Here is a 16,954-nt window from a genome sequence, read left to right as displayed (position 1 = left end):
GAATACTTTTCCAGGGCTTCACTGATTGCAAACAGAATAACGACTGTTGCTCCCTCGCCCCATTCACCCAGCACAGCTGCTCCAATAATTGCAACCGTCATTAGGGTGTGCATATCAAAGCGCAGTCTGACAAGATTTTTCAGTCCATTGATAAATAGTGAATATCCGCCAACTAAAATTGCAGCAGCATAGCCAATCACTGACATGTTGCTTCCATCACCATATTGTTTATCCAATATCCAACTGATTAAAAGAAGGATAGCAGAAAACACTACTTTAATATTTTCTTTTTGCTTCCAAAACGGTTCCTTTTCCATAACCTGTTCTTGTTCATCCCGGATTTTAAGATTATCAAAGGCTCCCGCTTTTTCAATTTCTTCAATTGTCGTACTTCCTTGAATCGAAATCTTCGAAGCCCCGAAGTTGATTTTGGCAACTTTCACTCCCTCAAGGTCACGGACATTATTTTCAAACTTAGCCGCACAATTCGTACAGGATAGACCTTGAATTCGATACGTTTTTGATTGGGATTCAGCCATCGACCCTCACCTCCTGCTGATGTTCTAATGCAATAAGAATTAATTGTTTTATATGATGATCATCTAATGAATAAAATGCTAACTTACCTTCTTTTCGGTATTTTACGATTGCATGTTTATATAGGGTACGAAGATGATGTGAGGTTGTCGCCATTGAGGCACCAATGATATTCGCCAAATCACACACACACAACTCCTCATCCGTACATAGCGCATAAGCAATTTTCGCTCTGTTTTCATCACCGATAACTTTAAACAGCTTCGATATACTAGAGATATTCACCTGGCTCATTTCTTCTTGAATGCAGTTCACCTTTACTTCATCATGCAGGTGAACATCACACATATCCTTCATTTCCGCCATCTTCTCACCCCCTTCATTCAAATATGCGTTTGATTATAATATACCATAATTTGCTGAATATTCAAACCTGGATTTGAATGTAAAAGAAACTTACTCCCTCCCCAATACAGACTTGATAAAAGCGGCATATATGACTATATATGAAAACCACTGGCTTTTGTTTCAAATTGAACTTCATCCACTAACACCAAGATCAGATCAACGCATGACTAGAAATCGTTCATAACTCATAAAATTTTTTTGTTGTATAAACGAATTGAGGTCAAAGTGCCTATTTTGACAACCTGACCTCTGTATTATTAATCTCTATACCTTTATAGGTGTCATAGAAAGCTTCATTCTAAAATGGTTAAGAAATGTCTTATCAAATATCCCCTGAATCGTATCAATTTTTTCTTTAATCATCTTCTAATGAAAAAAAAGATTGAAAGGATATGAGCTTCCCTCATGTCCCTTCAATCTAATGATTTCCGTACTTTCCTATCCCAATGCCTTAATAGAATAAAATAATTAACTTAGTATTTTTTTGAAAAACTATGATATACTTAGTCAAACCTTTTAAGCGTTTTACTTTACTTGTACCATTTACCCTGCTCAATCTTTGAGCAGGTTTTTTTGACTTTCTTTTTACAAAACAAAAAAGACAGACCCTATAACTAGGATCTGTCTTTATTTGTTTTGAAATTATGCTTTTTGAACGTTAGAAGCTTGAGGTCCACGTTGACCTTGCTCTACTTCAAAAGTAACTTCTTGACCTTCGTCTAAAGATTTGAAACCTTCGCTTTGGATAGCTGAGAAATGTACGAATACGTCGTCTCCGTTTTCGCGTTCGATGAATCCAAAACCTTTTTCTGCGTTAAACCATTTCACTTTACCTTGTTCCATTGTTGTTGCCTCCTAGTGCATTTAAGCACATTGTATTACTATCCTTGCTCTAAGTCATCATCGAAAACGAAAAGTAGTACTTTTAGTATCCTTAGTACCGAACAAAAATAATTAAGACTAAGCATAACATTAAATGGCAGCGATTGCAAATAGTTTAAGTAAACTTTTTTCAAGCAATTTTTAATACTCTTAAAATTCGACTTCAATCAACTTCTTTATACTAGTCAGACCACATAAGCACTTTTTTACTTTTTAGGAACTGTTACTCCTATCGGCCGATAATGTATGATTTTAACAAGTTGCTCAGCCATATATTCAGGTGTATTTTTAAATTCATCCTGTACCCATTGTATGATCATTCCCAATATAGAATAAGCATGATAACTAGCAAGCAAGTCTTTGTTAATGGCTTTGTCATCACTTCCTACTAATAAGTCCTCTAGAGATAATTGTTTTATGACAGTCCCCAATCTGTTCTGAAAACCAGACAAGGCCGTTGGCTTCAATATCATTTGGTAAAAGGTCCTATGATTTTCTACATGATGAAAAATACGTATAGTAGAAGACTGCAACCGTTCTATATCCAAAACCTCAATAGTCTTGTAGGGTGCTTGATACGATTCAATTAAGTCATTCATCACGTCATCAATCACGTCATTAAACAAGTCTTCTTTGTACTGAAAATGTTTATAAAAAGTGCCACGATTAAGATCCGCTCGTTGTACGATTTCTGAAATTGTTATTTCTCTAAATTCTTTTTCAACCATTAAAGATATAAGAGCCTCTTTTAATGCAGCTATAGATCTTTTTACCCGCCTATCCATTTCATAACCTCCAACCACATTTTAATGCACATACTTTCATTTATTTGTCTATTAATAAACAAATTCTGGTTTATTTGCTGATTGTACCTCTTTATATAGGGGATTATAATATAGATATTGAAAGTTAACAAACAAGTGTTCATTAAGTATCCAGTTATTAAACATTATGAATCTGGGGGAACAAATATGAAATTACAAGGGAAAGTAGCCGTTGTTACAGGCGCTGCATCTGGTATGGGGAAAGAAATCGCGGTTCTTTACGCAAAAGAAGGAGCAAAAGTAATCGTTTCGGATATTAATCTAGAAGCGGCACAAGAAGTCGTTTCTGTTATCGAAGCAAACGGTGGCACAGCTGCTTCCATCTTAGCTAACGTCGCTAAAGAAGAGGACGTACAAGCCATGATCGACCTTGCTGTTGAAAAATATGGTACTCTGGACATTTTAGTAAATAATGCAGGCATCATGGATAACTTCATTCCAGCTGCTGAAATTACAGATGAACATTGGGAACGGCAATTTGCAATCAATACAACGAGTGTTATGCGCTCAACGAGAAAAGCTCTTCCAATCTTTCTTGAAAAAGAAGCAGGAGTAATTGTGAACATTGCCTCTGCTGGCGGATTATTCGGTTCAAGAGCAGGTGCTGCCTACACAGCTGCTAAACATGCTGTAATGGGTTTTACAAAAAACGTTGGCTTCCAATATGCAACAAAAGGTATCCGTTGTAACGCCGTTGCCCCAGGGGCCGTAGCTACAAATATCGGTACAACCATTAATCAGCCAAATGATTTTGGTATGGAGAGAGCAATGGTTGGAATCAACGTCAACCCTCGTGTGGGCGATGCTACAGAGATTGCTAAAGTAGCTTTATTCCTGGCTTCTGATGACTCGAGCTTCGTGAATGGAACAGTTGTTACAGCTGATGCCGGCTGGACTGCCTATTAATTTATAAGAAAACTCACTGACGCCTTTCTCAGTGAGTTTTTTTAATGATTATCTTACCTTTTTTGTTTTTCGGTAATAAACTTTTCGACCATTTCCTCTAATAAGGCTGATTCTTTTGCCAAGTCTTTGTTCTGTGCCTTTAATCCGGTCATAATGTTACTTTGTTGAATGGCAGCAGCAGAAATTTGTTCAGTTGTTGCTACACCCTCTTCTGAGATTGCAGCGATTTCCTGAATAGATGCTAAACTTTCATCTGAGGATACATTAATTTTTTGCGAATGGTGCGCTAATTGTTCTGTTCCTTTCAATAGTTTTTCTACAGAATCAAAAATCTTATTGAAAATCTCACCATTGTTCTCCACTAAGGATACGCCATTTAATATATCTTGGAAGCTCTCATCATTATTTTGGATAACCTTTGCAGTTTGTTCATTAATTCGCATGATAGATTCAGAAATAACATCAATGGATTCATCTGTTTGTACAGCCAGTTTTTGCACTTCTTGGGCAACTACTGCAAAACCTCTGCCTGCATCCCCCGCGCGTGCAGCTTCAATGGAGGCATTCAAGGATAGCAGGTTCGTTTGAGAAGCTATGATTCGTATTAAACCAATCACTTCATTTATCTTAACTACATCCTCTTCCAAGCTCACCAAATTGGCTTTACTCGCTTGGTCATTTCCCATAATTTTATCCATCTGACTCGTTACATCCTGTACTTGTTTACTCCCCTGTTCAGCAAGTTTGTTCGTATGTAGTGTAAATTCGTTCATTGTATTCGTTTGCTCACTCATTAAACGAATTGTATCCGTTAAATCACTGATCATATTAGAAATTCGGTCAATATGGTGGGCCCGTTCTTCTGAAGCTTTTGCTTCTTCCGTTGTCCCTGTTACAATCTGATCATAGGATTCTACCATCTCTACAAAAGATTGAGGAATGGACACTGTGGTTTTATTCATCGTTTGAGCACGTTCACGGACATTTTGAATAATATGGGACAAGCTCACTCGCATATCTTCAAACCCGTGTGATAGATCCCCAATTTCATCTTGTCGAACACTAGTGATAGGTTTACTTAAATTTCCTACTGCCATTTCACTCGTGAAACCAACTAGTTCATTAACAGGACGGGCAATTTGTCTCCCTATAACATAAGCGCTTATGGCACCCAATAATACTGCACTTATTAAAAATAGAATATTAAAGACAATCATTTTGCTTTTCATCTCAGGAATAAACGAAGCATCCATATCAATACCTACAATAGCATCCGTTCCTTCGATAGGTGTAAAATAAGACTTGTGTGTGCCCCATTTATCGTTATAGATTTCACTTAACACTTCTTCTTTTCCATTTATCGATTTTGCCTGTTCTGGTGTAAACGGGGATTCCACCATAAAATCCTTGCTGCCATTCTAGGCCACAATGACACCTGAACCATTCTCACGCTTCAGGACATAAACATATTCAATGCCTTTTCTCTTTTCAACGAAGGCATCTAATTTTCCCAAGATAGCTTCTCCCTGATCTGAAGCATTTTCTATCAAATCCGGATCAATGCTTGCAGCCAAACTGCGGGCATTTTCAGATAGCCGCTCATCAAATTGTGGAAGGACATTTTCATTAATCATATTATTAGTAATATATGAAAAACAAAAATCCATAGCACCTGCAAATAGTACGAACGGAATTATGTAGAATACGAATAATTTAGCTAGTAAAGATCGTTTTGGATTTAGCTTTGAAATTTTCAACCTTACATCCTCCTTAGATTAAAGCCAGCTCTTTTATAGTTAGAAAAGGAAATAAATCTAACTGAAGCAATTTAAGATTCTTGTTCAAATCTTCACTTCTATAAAAGATGATTGCCATACTTCGATCATTTTGAAAAGGAAGCTGTCTATATTCCAAAATATGTTCAAACTCATTATGAAGTCCTATATGATTAATCCGTTCAACATCTTCTAAATTTATTTCCAATGGAACCTCTGCAAAGAAAAAGCTATAAATATTATCGTCCATCTCTTCCAATATTCGATTCCAATCAGGTTTCGTTCCTAAAAAATAGTGTTCATACATATTCATCCCATAGGCATGATACCCTAGATCTGTTGTGCCCGCTCCTGCAAAACGCAAGGGATTAATTTCTATGGGAATAACCCTGTCTCCCTTTTTGCGAATTTCAAAGTGTACAGGGTAATTCCTTAGGGGTAGAACAGTTTGGACTTTCTTCATAAACTGTAGGGCATCATCATAGATTTCATTTACTGCTATCTTCGACGTGTAATAGATTCGATCGGATGTATCATAATCATCCTTAAATAAACGTTTAAACGCGTTCAATATAATTGGTTCACCATCCTGATTAAAATAACCATCAATGGCATATTCCTCTCCCTGAATCCACTCTTCTATTAAAACAGTCTGAGAACCTACTACTGTTGAATCATACAATCTATCGGAATGCAGTAAATCTTCCTTCAAATGGCTTACGGCTATATCCCAATCCTGTTCATTCTTAACTTTGTGTACCCCTACACTTGAATAGCCAATATTAGGTTTGATAACCACAGGAAACGGAATTTGTTTTTTATCCATCTCACTTATTATGGATAGATCAATTTCTTGGAAATAGAAATCAGGATATAATGATTTCGTTAGATTACGAACCTGACTCTTATCTTTTAATAACTTAGACCATATGTATTCATGGCTATTTGGTTGAAAATGACCTAATAATGTAATGCCATTCTCAGAGTTTGTTAGAATCCTTTTGCCCATTTCCATAGACTTAAAAAACTCCGTATCTTTTTGAATGTTTAGCTTTTCTGATGTTAGTGTGTTTCTCCATCGCCCATGCTCCAACACTGGAATCTGCTGTTTCTCTAATACCTTTAGTAGAATTGGTGACACAATGGGCTCATTCAAAATAATCATGTTTTCCACCTAACTTATACTGTTTTATGTATCCCCATATTTAATCGGTAAAAAGTGGTGAGTATTTAGCTTATATAGGCATTTATTATTATTTAATTAAACAATAGTCACAATATAAATAACAACACATAATTCCTTTTACCTATTTTTAATCAAAAAGATACAGAAGCATGTCAATCTTCATTACACGTCCCCCTGAACAGAACAGGTAAATGGTATCTAATGATATTTTTTTGACATAACAAAAAGCCCGGATTCTATCCAGGCATTCCTTTTTCCTATTTATAAAAGTGATAATAATTTCTTTTATCTATAAACAATATTTATATTCCTTTATTTGTCGCAATGGCTCGAAAAAGGAATTTTCAAAAAACCTTTAGAGTACCTTTCTCAATAAGTCCCGCCATTGCATAAAACACCACCCTTAGGATGGCTGGTATTGGGATTTCGCATAACAAGTGAATCTATAAAACTATGAAGGAATAGAGATTACCGAATAATTCATGTACTCTCACTGATTCCTAAAAACAAGCATAAAAAAACGTGCATTAGAATAAATTCTAAGGTGTTGGTTATTAATAAAGTTTAATCAAAATTAATTGAACTGAACCCATAATTATTCGATTTTTTTATTTCCGCCAAAAAGTTGAACAGTCTGTCTTATCCAAAATATTAAACTCGATCATTTTCTCAAGTAATGAGAAATCAACCGGACTATCCCACTGGATACGTACCAACTGCTTGGTGTGATCATAGCCAGCCTGTACAATTTCATCAGAAAAATGAATAATCCCTGCCCTTTCAGGGGCAACAGCCAAATGATGTTTGGCTACGCTAAAGCCAATAATAAATGTGCCATGATCGGTAAACATAGGCTGATTCCACGCAATCTTTGGCATTAAATTTGGGAATTTCTTAGTTACCCAATCCAAAACTTCTTCCGTTCGGTCCCGATGTTGCGGGTTATCAATATTCGCTAAATATTCTGCAAAAACTCCCATGTCATTCTCTCCTAAAATAAAAAATTATTTTTGAACGATGTAATTTTTCATGCCAATACGCCATGACATCAATTGCACCATTCGCATCTTTGAAAGGATACCCAGACATCTCAAAAATCGCCTTTTGTTCATCCATAGTTTTTTTACTTCTTCTTCAATTTCGACAAAGCCCGTAGACTCTTTTTATGTTTAACTTTTTCTATATGCACAATCGGTTTGTTTAATTTTGCTCTTAAAGATGCAGCAATTACCTACCGATAGATGGCATTAAATGACTTTATTATTTTTCAAACAACTTTATTGTCACTGCACACCAATTCCTCAGCCTTCTTTAATCCACTTATCAACTTTAGATGTTCTCGTTCTTTTAGACATAAAAAAACACCCCTTTAGATAATCATATCCAAAGGGGTGAAACGGTGCAACTTTTGAAAAAACGGTTAATCTTTTTTCAAAACGGTTAAACTTTATTTCAAATCTACAAAAGGCATATATTCATTCCAGCTTACTCAACCGTTACACTTTTCGCAAGGTTACGTGGTTTATCCACGTCACATTCGCGGTGCAAGGCAGCGTAGTACGCAATGAGTTGCATCGGGATAACAGAGATAAGAGGTGTTAATAGTTCGTTCACTTCCGGGATGACAAAGCGATCATCTTCTTCTTCCAACCCATTCATAGAAATAATGCATGGGTTAGCACCACGGGCAACGACTTCTTTGACATTACCACGGATGCTTAGGTTGACGCCTGCTTGCGTCGCAAGAGCTATAACAGGTGTACCTTCTTCAATCAAGGCAATTGTTCCGTGTTTAAGCTCACCACCAGCAAAGCCTTCTGCCTGAATGTAAGAGATTTCTTTCAGCTTAAGCGCCCCTTCAAGACCAACATAGTAGTCAAGGGACCGGCCGATGAAGAAGCAGTTTCTTGTAACAGACAAATATTCATGGGCAATAGCTTCCATCTCTTCTTTCGAATCGCATAGAGCTTCCATTGCTGTCGCAACAATTCCAAGCTCCTTAACAAGGTCGAAATCAAACTCTAGGTTACGGAATTGTCCAGAAACATTTGCTAATATAGCCAATACAGCTACTTGAGCTGTGTAAGCTTTTGTAGAGGCAACTGCTATTTCAGGGCCAGCATGCAGCAAGAGCGTATAATCCGCTTCACGTGACAATGTAGAGCCCGGTACGTTTGTAATGGTTAATGCTTTATGACCAAGCGCTTTAATTGCCACTAATACCGCACGGCTATCCGCAGTTTCTCCACTTTGGGATATGAAGATGAAAAGCGGTTTTTTCGATAATATCGGCATGTTATATGTGAATTCCGATGCTACATGGACTTCAACCGGAATTTCAGTCATTTTTTCGATGAATTGCTTACCAATCAAGCCTGCATGATAGCTAGTTCCACAAGCGACGATATAGATACGATCAGCCTCAGTTACTGCTTCTGCAATGCTAAAATCGATTGCCAGTTTGCCTTCTTCATTTTGATAAGCTTGAATAATTTTACGTATGACAGCAGGCTGCTCGTCGACTTCTTTAAGCATATAATGAGGATACGTACCTTTTTCAATATCACTCGCATCCAGTTCAGCAGTAAATGGGGCACGAAAAACTTCTTCGTTAGAAAGATTCTTAATCGTTACCTCTTCATTTGTCACTATAACCATTTCTTTATCCATCAGTTCAAGGAATTGATCTGTGACTTGCAACATAGCCATTGCATCAGAAGCGACAACGTTAAAGTCTTTTCCTACACCAATTAGCAGCGGGCTTTTATTTTTTGCGACAAAAATGGTCTCATCATTTTCAGCATCTAAAAGGGCAATGGCATATGAGCCTTCTAAAAGAGTGAGCGTTTGACGGAACGCCTCTTCTACTTCCATACCATCGTTTACAAACTTCTCTATAAGTTGAACGATGACTTCCGTATCTGTCTCACTTTTAAAAGCAACATCCTTCAAATATTCCCGTTTTAGAATCGCATAGTTTTCAATGACCCCATTATGAACTAAAGTCAGGCGACCTGAATTACTTTGGTGAGGATGAGCATTATCACGACTTGGCACACCATGAGTGGCCCAGCGCGTATGTCCTATTCCAGTATGTGCAATAGTTTTTTCATCCACAGCTCCACGGAGGTCTGCAATTCGTCCCTTTTCCTTAAAGATTGTCACACCTGAATCATTTTTGACAGCAATCCCTGAAGAATCGTAACCGCGGTATTCAAGCTTTTCAAGACCTTTTAATAGAATTTCTTTCGCATCATTGAGACCAATATATCCAACAATTCCACACATAATTTCTGTTCCTCCAACCGATTTGAGGGAACAGGAATGCACGGGGGCACCCCTGCCCCCTCATCTCTGATATTTATTTTTATAAAGGAAATGCTTATAGTCTTTTTTCCCTTTGTGCATTTCCAACCCTTTGTGCAGTAGGTTGCCCTACTGTTTTAAGATTGAAATTATTGCGGCTGTGCACTTCAGCCGGGAGGTATCCGCCGAACATTCGATAAACCTCCTCCTCGTCAACTAAGCCTTTCTCGACCAGGCTTAGTTCAGGCGCTTTGTTAATACTTTTCTTTCTGCCTACCCTCCTTTAAACAAAATATGTTTTAAATCAGGATAATCATACCTTAGAAAAGGGACATAGGTCAATTCTTTGTTACTTTAACTAATGAAAAAACCACTTCTTTATAAAAATATGCATAAAAGGATATTCCGTTCCTTTTATGCATATGATTAGTTATTCGTTTATTCCCATTTCCGCTCTCACCACAGAGACGATGCGATCAACATAGCGATTGCATTCTTCTACAGTTGGTGCTTCAGCCATAACACGGACAAGCGGTTCAGTTCCAGATGGTCTCACCAATATACGCCCGTTTCCTTCCATTTCTGCCTCAACTTCTTTGATGACTTCATGCACCCTTTCATTATCAGTTACAGCATGCTTGTCAGTCACTTTAACATTGATTAGCGTCTGTGGATATTTTTTCATCTCACTTGCAAGCTCTGATAAGGGTTTTTGTGTTTCACTCATAATGTTTACAAGCTGTAAGCCTGTCAATAAGCCATCCCCTGTTGTATTGTAGTCTAGGAAGATAATATGCCCGGATTGCTCACCGCCAAGGTTATAGCCGCCTTTTCGCATCTCTTCTACAACATAGCGATCGCCCACTGCTGTTTGGGCACTTTGTATTCCGTGCTCCTCAAGACCTTTATAAAAACCTAGGTTACTCATGATTGTAGAAACCACAGTTCCCTGTTTCAAACGATTGTTTTCTTTCAAGTATTTCGCACATATATACATAATTTGATCGCCGTCAACTATATTTCCTTTTTCATCTATGGCAATGATGCGGTCGCCGTCACCATCGAAAGCAAGTCCAACATCAGCCCCTTTTTCTTTTAAGAATTCAGCAAGTGCTTCAGGGTGCGTGGAACCTACCTTATCATTGATGTTCAAGCCATTGGGCGATGCCCCCATTGTAGAGATATCTGCATCTAGATCCGCAAACAAATGCATAGCCAAGGATGATGTCGCGCCATGTGCACAATCAAGCGCAACATGAATGCCTGTAAAATCTTCATCGACTGATTGCTTTAAGTACTGGAGATACTTTTGTCCACCTTCGAAATAGTCGTTTAGATGGCCTAAATCTCCGCCTACCGGACGTGGAAGTTCATCTTTTTCTAAATCTAACAATGTTTCAATTTCCGTTTCTTGATCATCCGATAGCTTAAAACCATCCGGACCGAAGAATTTAATACCGTTATCTGCAACCGGATTATGTGAAGCAGAAATCATGACCCCTGCTTCAGCACTTAACGCCTTTGTTAAATAAGCAACTCCTGGTGTTGAAATTACACCAAGACGCATAACTTCAGCCCCAATAGATAATAGACCAGCAACAAGTGCACCTTCCAGCATTTCACCTGAAATACGTGTATCGCGTCCTATCAGCACTTTAGGTTTTTCTGTATTTTTAGTAAGAACGTAGCCGCCAAAACGGCCTAGTTTAAATGCCAACTCCGGTGTTAATTCGCTATTCGCTATACCCCTAACTCCGTCTGTTCCAAAATATTTACCCATCTTTTTATCGCTCCTTCTTCGAATCGTTACTAAATTAAATGATGTTAAAGGAAGGTTATGTTTCTTCTTCGTCTTTTTGAGTAATAGAGACCTTAGCCGTTTTTGAATCTAGTTCCCAATTCACTCCTGCAGGCGCTTTTACTACCAGTTCTACATCATGTATACCTTCATCTAAATTACTCACATCTACTGTAAGTGTAATGTCGTTTTTAGTTATTTCTTTCAAATCATCCGCTTTCCCACGCAAAGTAATGCTCGCTACATCGGATTCCAATTCGGCTTCTTGGTCTTCCTGTATACCTACAGGTTCTATTTTTAAATTGGTGAAAGTTTTAGTCTCGATGGCAGGTGGTTCATCCTCTTCAACTACCTCTTCTTCGACTTTTTCGACATCTTCGACTGCCTCTACATCCTCTACATTCTCATCTTTTACATCAATCTTTTCTGTGTTAATTTTGACCTTTGCCTTACCCAAGGACATTTTTTGTACACTTTCTGGTTTAGTAAGATCCAATTCCAATTCGGCATCTCCATCAATTTTGGAAATATTAACAGGGAGATTTATTTCGCTTATTTGTTCAAGGCTGGCTTCTGACCCATATAGGATTACCTCTTTTGGATCGACACTTATACTCTTAATACGGATGCCGTCCTTTACTTTTCCAGTTTGCTTAGGTGCAATGGTTACCGTTTTCGAAGGGATACTAACTTTTAGTGACACTGCCACTGAAGCAGGTTCAATCGTAACATCCAACTTATTTAAGTCCCGGTCAAGAGCTTTTACTGTCGCCTTGCCGTTCATCGTTTCGTTAAGACCCTTACTTATTTCAAGATTTGCCTTAACATAGGAAATTTGTTCAATTACATCTTTAGCACCAGTTATTTTAACAGTTTTAGGGCTGACTGTTGGCTGTCCAGCGGTATAACCCTCTTCAAGTAAAGAATTATTATATTCTGCTTCGACGGGGAATTCCTTCGTCACTCGTTCCTGAACATTGACTTCTGCATATTCAGGCTCGATTGTCGCCACTAACTTTTCGTTTAACTCGCTTATTTTGAAGGTAACAGTTCTGTCTCCCATCGAGATTTCAGGATCAGAAAGGTCTACATATACTTTAAAGTCTCTTTGGTTTTTTGCACTTATCAGTAGGCTTTTAGCTCCCTTTAAAGTAACATCCACCGTTTCTGGTACTCCGCTCACCACCAAATTTTCACGGTCATAGTACACTTCAACCGGTACATTTTCAATGGTTTCCGTACTAATCTCAGGGGCAGTAGATAAACCAAGAGATTTTTTATCTGACTCCATCTCAAAATTAACGGAGATGAATAAAAGAGCTGCCAAAGCAAAAGCAACAATTCTCATAAACCATGTACTATTGGTGTATTTATCCATTTTTCTTCCCCCTCCAATTCCAGATACTCGAGGAAGTTGTTTTGATATTTTCCACTACCAGTTCACTAGAAAGCATTGCCCTAAATGACTCTTGATTCAAATCTCGGAACAGTTCTCCATTTTTAGTAACAGAGATCCCTCCCGTTTCTTCAGATACAACGATAGTAATACTATCCGTCACTTCACTCATACCAATAGCTGCCCTATGCCGAGTACCAAGTTCTTTTGAAATGAACGGACTTTCTGATAAAGGCAGATAGCAAGCTGCAGCTGCCACCTGGTTATTTTGTAAAATCACTGCACCATCATGGAGTGGCGTATTAGGTATAAAGATATTAATAAGCAACTCTGAAGAAATATAGGACTTTAGAGGAATTCCTGTTTCAACATAATCGCCCAGTGCCGTTCCTTTTTCAATCGTAATCAAGGCTCCAATTCGCCTTTTCGCCATATAAGTGGACGCCTTTAATATTTCTTCTACTAAACGCTCTTGCTGGTTCTCTTCTGGAACGCTACCTCTTGTAAAGAGCTTCCCACGTCCTAATTGTTCAAGCGCTCTCCTCAGTTCAGGTTGAAAAATGACAAGAATCGCCAGTACTCCCCAATTCATGACTTGTGCCATTAACCATCCAAGTGTATTGAAACCAAACAGGTTGCTTAAGCTTTTTACAATGACAATTACAAAAATTCCTTTGAGCAGCTGTATAGCCTTCGTGCCTCGAATAATAGTTAACAATTTATATATCACAAACCAAACAAGGAGAATATCAATGAAATTTACTACATAGTCCCAAACATTCAAATTGGATAAAGACATGTTGTTTCCTCCAGTCAGTATTACTCCAAATAACAATAACAATCGTTATGTAATAACCTTAATAGTATACCATTTTTTAAATAATACTTCTAAACTAGTGTGATAAAGTTACACGTTAAGGTCTAATGAAGTAAAAAATTCCCTCCTTTTACAAAGTAAAGCTGAGCGATGGCACCGTATATTGAAAACGATGCATTCGCTCAGCTCCTCTTACTCCTTATTCCCTTTTTCCTCTTTAATAGGAAGCACAGACGTTGCGGTATCCTTAATTTTGTACCACATCCACTCAAAAGCTTGGTCAATAACATGGATGCTTCCGGTCACATTCCCCGCCTTAGACATATAATTATGTCCATTTATGACCGTCACATCTCCCTTCACTTCACCTTCAATTCGAATGTTACCGTTTTGAACTACCACATTCCCCTCAACGGTCTCACCTGCAGGCACAATCACCGTTTCTCCTTCGACTAATAAATTAGATTGCTTGGAAACTGAAAAATGTTCGTCCTGATTATATGTGGAAAAAAGAGAACCTGTCATCAATACAATGAACACGGCTGCTGCCGTCATAAAAGGATGGCTTTTTAACCAACGTTTGGCACCCGTTGTTTTCGTTTCCTTTGGCAATTGAGACATTACCCTTGATGTAAAGTCATCTGGAGCCTTAATATGGGAGGTACTTTGTACAAGAGCGACTGCCTTTTTCATTTCATGAAAATAATCCCGGCATTCAGCACAAGTATGCAAGTGATCACGTAAAGCTTCTTTATGCTCTGGTTTGATGTCCTCATCTAAATAATCATGCATATAATCAATGATTTCCTCATGGTAGTTCATTTTTCTCACCTTCTTTTTATAAATGGCGTAGTTGTTTACGCAAGGCTTCCCGACCACGATGTATTCTCGTCTTAACCGTGCCGACTGGCAAATCAAGTATTTCACTGATTTCCTTTAACGATAATTCTTCAATGTACTTCAATACGATTACCGACCGATATTTCTCCGGCAACTTCATAATTTCTACTTGAATGGTTTCCTGAAGTTCTAAAGATTCAACTTCATCCTCGGGCTTAGCCATATCTGATGCAATTTGGGAATACATATTCAATCCCTCAGATCCACTAACTTCTGCATCCAAATAGTAATCCGGCTTTTTCTTACGAAGACGGTCAATGCAAAGATTCGTCGCAATACGGTATAACCACGTAGAAAATTTCATTTGTATATTAAAACTACGAATATTCACAAAGGCTCTAACAAAGGCCTCTTGTGCCAAATCTTCTGCTTCTTGCCTGTTTCCGAGCATCCTAAAACATATCTGGAAAACTTTGTCCTTGTATAATTCGACAATTTCCCCAAATGCATTATGGTCTCCCTTTAATACTTGATTAATTCTCTCTTTAATGAGTGCATCCATTTTCCGGTTTTTACCCCCGCTCATGCGGCTATACGATTATTACGAATCGTAAGCTAAAAGGTTTCAAAATTTATTACTTTAATTTTAACAAAGTTTTACAATTTATGTTTAAGAAAAAAAAAACAAGGCTATATAATTAAAAATTGTAAAACCTAAGGGAGTGAATCGCTGTATGACTGCTGAAAAAATTTTAGATCATATTGAACTATACAGACAGAAAATGATAATTTTAGCTTCCCGCTCCTCGATGGTTGATAATGAAGTGATTGAAGTAAGCAGTAAACTAGATGTTTTGATCAATCAATACTTCCATTTAACTAAAAATGGAAGCCAAATCGACCGATGTGCTCTAAAGTGAATATGGAGCTGAGATTACAACCATATAAATATAGATATTATAAAAAAAACCATCCTGAAAAATCAACTTGCGTCTTCTAGCATATAAAAAACAGTAACCTAACACAAGCTGGTTACTGTTTCTTTTATTTTATCAGTTATACTAGCTTTTCTCCAAATAGCGAGCCCATTAAGGCCACGGCAACGATTGCGGTTTTATTACGTTCATCTAAAATAGGGTTTACCTCAACAAATTCAGCCGATGTAATTAACTCAGACTCCGCCAGCATTTCCATAGCCAAATGACTCTCCCGATAACTAATACCACCAATTACCGGTGTTCCTACCCCAGGCGCATCCGCTGGATCTACTCCATCCAGGTCCAAAGAAAGGTGAACACCATCTGTTCTTTCTCTTAAATAATCTATACACTCTTCCATGACTCTAGCCATTCCCATTCGGTCAATTTCATGCATTGTAAACACTTTAATCCCTTTTTCACGTATTAATTCTTTTTCACCTTCATCTAATGAACGTGCCCCGATAATTACGATATTTTCTGGTTTTACTTTAGAAGTTGAACCATGAATATTGACTAGATCGGGATGGCCAAGCCCCATACTGACAGCTAGAGGCATACCATGTATATTCCCTGATGGTGAAGTTTCCTCCGTATTTAAATCTCCATGTGCATCATACCAAATTACGCCTACATTTTCATAGTGCTTCGAAACCCCTGCGAGTGTTCCGATGGCTATCGAATGGTCTCCCCCAAGAACGAGCGGGAAAGATCCGCCTTGTATAATTTTATCTACTCTTGTTGCTAATTGAATGTTTCCCTTTGCAACTAACGATAAGTTTTTTAAATTTGTACCAGATTTCTGTGCATGTTCAGGGCGTCCTACTACTATATCTCCTAAATCCTCAACTTCTATTTTTAATCGTTCAAGCCGTTCGACAATCCCTGCACAGCGGATTGCACTCGGTCCCATATCCACCCCTCGTCTCGCCTGACCAAGATCCATAGGTAGACCGATAATGGAAATTTTCTGAATAGACATATAATTCCCCCTTTCTACCATTTTATATCTTATTTGCCTAGTGGTTCAACTGAACATTTATATGTATAAAGATGCAGTTAGTTAGCTTTTTTACCGTATTTACTCTTTGTCTTAAAATCCCTAGTTGAACCGTTCTCTTATTAGGGGGTAAAGTAATAAAAGTTAGACTTTTAAAATAAAAAAAAGTCTTAAGCCGTAATCGGCTTAAGACGTAAGTTTTAGTGTATGTAGTTAGATGGTGGAGCCTAGCGGGATCGAACCGCTGACCTCCTGCGTGCAAGGCAGGCGCTCTCCCAGCTGAGGGCCATATCGCAGCGGGG

At 38.0% G+C, this 16,954-nt stretch carries 18 protein-coding genes; 2 read left to right on the top strand and 16 right to left on the bottom strand.

The annotated features are described in order from the left end of the window. From AC1DUW_RS11490 to AC1DUW_RS11475, 4 genes are all read right to left on the bottom strand, one after another. Positions 1–539, bottom strand: a 539-nt coding sequence (locus AC1DUW_RS11490; protein ID WP_477642560.1) for a cation transporter, incomplete at its 3' end; no start/stop codon positions are given. Further along, positions 532–894: an ArsR/SmtB family transcription factor gene (locus AC1DUW_RS11485; RefSeq protein WP_376107593.1), complete on the bottom strand. Its 363-nt coding sequence runs from the start codon at positions 892–894 to the stop codon at positions 532–534. The genes AC1DUW_RS11485 and AC1DUW_RS11490, both read right to left, overlap by 8 nt. A 693-nt stretch (positions 895–1,587) precedes the next feature. Continuing rightward, positions 1,588–1,788, bottom strand: a complete 201-nt coding sequence (locus AC1DUW_RS11480; protein WP_034304915.1) for a cold-shock protein — start codon at positions 1,786–1,788, stop codon at positions 1,588–1,590. A gap of 245 nt (positions 1,789–2,033) precedes the next feature. Beyond that, complete coding sequence (locus AC1DUW_RS11475; RefSeq protein WP_477642559.1) at positions 2,034–2,612, bottom strand: TetR/AcrR family transcriptional regulator; 579 nt, start codon at positions 2,610–2,612, stop codon at positions 2,034–2,036. Between the two features lie 186 nt (positions 2,613–2,798). Between AC1DUW_RS11475 and AC1DUW_RS11470 the strand changes: the two genes are divergently transcribed. After that, on the top strand, positions 2,799–3,557 hold the full coding sequence (locus AC1DUW_RS11470; protein WP_053348230.1) for an SDR family oxidoreductase: 759 nt from the start codon (positions 2,799–2,801) through the stop codon (positions 3,555–3,557). 53 nt (positions 3,558–3,610) lie between these two features. On the opposite strand, the gene AC1DUW_RS11465 is transcribed toward AC1DUW_RS11470, so the two are convergent. From AC1DUW_RS11465 to sigW, 11 genes are all read right to left on the bottom strand, one after another. Then, on the bottom strand, positions 3,611–4,957 hold the full coding sequence (locus AC1DUW_RS11465) for a methyl-accepting chemotaxis protein (protein ID WP_477642558.1): 1,347 nt from the start codon (positions 4,955–4,957) through the stop codon (positions 3,611–3,613). Positions 4,958–4,975: 18 nt separating this feature from the next. Continuing rightward, a complete protein-coding gene (locus tag AC1DUW_RS11460; protein ID WP_477642557.1) occupies positions 4,976–5,314 on the bottom strand; it encodes a hypothetical protein in 339 nt (112 codons plus the stop codon). A gap of 13 nt (positions 5,315–5,327) precedes the next feature. Then, a complete protein-coding gene (locus AC1DUW_RS11455; RefSeq protein ID WP_477642556.1) occupies positions 5,328–6,497 on the bottom strand; it encodes an ATP-grasp domain-containing protein in 1,170 nt (389 codons plus the stop codon). Between the two features lie 629 nt (positions 6,498–7,126). Then, positions 7,127–7,498 (bottom strand): iron chaperone, encoded by a 372-nt coding sequence (locus AC1DUW_RS11450; RefSeq protein WP_053348227.1) that lies wholly within the window; start codon positions 7,496–7,498, stop codon positions 7,127–7,129. 1 nt (position 7,499) lies between these two features. Continuing rightward, on the bottom strand, positions 7,500–7,634 hold the full coding sequence (locus tag AC1DUW_RS11445; RefSeq protein WP_269083773.1) for a hypothetical protein: 135 nt from the start codon (positions 7,632–7,634) through the stop codon (positions 7,500–7,502). Positions 7,635–8,003: 369 nt separating this feature from the next. Continuing rightward, positions 8,004–9,806, bottom strand: a complete 1,803-nt coding sequence (glmS, locus tag AC1DUW_RS11440; protein ID WP_053348226.1) for a glutamine--fructose-6-phosphate transaminase (isomerizing) — start codon at positions 9,804–9,806, stop codon at positions 8,004–8,006. A 448-nt stretch (positions 9,807–10,254) separates the two neighbouring features. Further along, a complete protein-coding gene (gene glmM / locus AC1DUW_RS11435) occupies positions 10,255–11,604 on the bottom strand; it encodes a phosphoglucosamine mutase (protein WP_477642555.1) in 1,350 nt (449 codons plus the stop codon). Between the two features lie 55 nt (positions 11,605–11,659). Continuing rightward, complete coding sequence (locus AC1DUW_RS11430; protein WP_053348224.1) at positions 11,660–13,000, bottom strand: CdaR family protein; 1,341 nt, start codon at positions 12,998–13,000, stop codon at positions 11,660–11,662. Further along, positions 12,993–13,817, bottom strand: a complete 825-nt coding sequence (gene cdaA, locus AC1DUW_RS11425; protein ID WP_053348223.1) for a diadenylate cyclase CdaA — start codon at positions 13,815–13,817, stop codon at positions 12,993–12,995. The genes AC1DUW_RS11430 and cdaA overlap by 8 nt, the downstream gene beginning before the upstream one ends. A 210-nt stretch (positions 13,818–14,027) precedes the next feature. Next, on the bottom strand, positions 14,028–14,657 hold the full coding sequence (locus tag AC1DUW_RS11420) for an anti-sigma factor family protein (RefSeq protein ID WP_053348222.1): 630 nt from the start codon (positions 14,655–14,657) through the stop codon (positions 14,028–14,030). Between the two features lie 16 nt (positions 14,658–14,673). After that, complete coding sequence (gene sigW / locus AC1DUW_RS11415) at positions 14,674–15,237, bottom strand: RNA polymerase sigma factor SigW (RefSeq protein WP_053348221.1); 564 nt, start codon at positions 15,235–15,237, stop codon at positions 14,674–14,676. Positions 15,238–15,409: 172 nt separating this feature from the next. Between sigW and AC1DUW_RS11410 the strand changes: the two genes are divergently transcribed. Next, a complete protein-coding gene (locus tag AC1DUW_RS11410; protein ID WP_053348220.1) occupies positions 15,410–15,595 on the top strand; it encodes an aspartyl-phosphate phosphatase Spo0E family protein in 186 nt (61 codons plus the stop codon). Positions 15,596–15,731: 136 nt separating this feature from the next. Here AC1DUW_RS11410 and rocF read toward each other — a convergent pair whose 3' ends face one another. After that, positions 15,732–16,634, bottom strand: a complete 903-nt coding sequence (gene rocF, locus AC1DUW_RS11405; protein WP_053348219.1) for an arginase — start codon at positions 16,632–16,634, stop codon at positions 15,732–15,734. Positions 16,635–16,954 lie beyond the last annotated feature (320 nt).

The organism is Peribacillus sp. P4_C12, assembly GCF_056402095.1.
The sequence above is the reverse complement of the archived record's forward strand: the minus strand, read 5'-3'. Positions and strand labels throughout refer to the sequence as shown.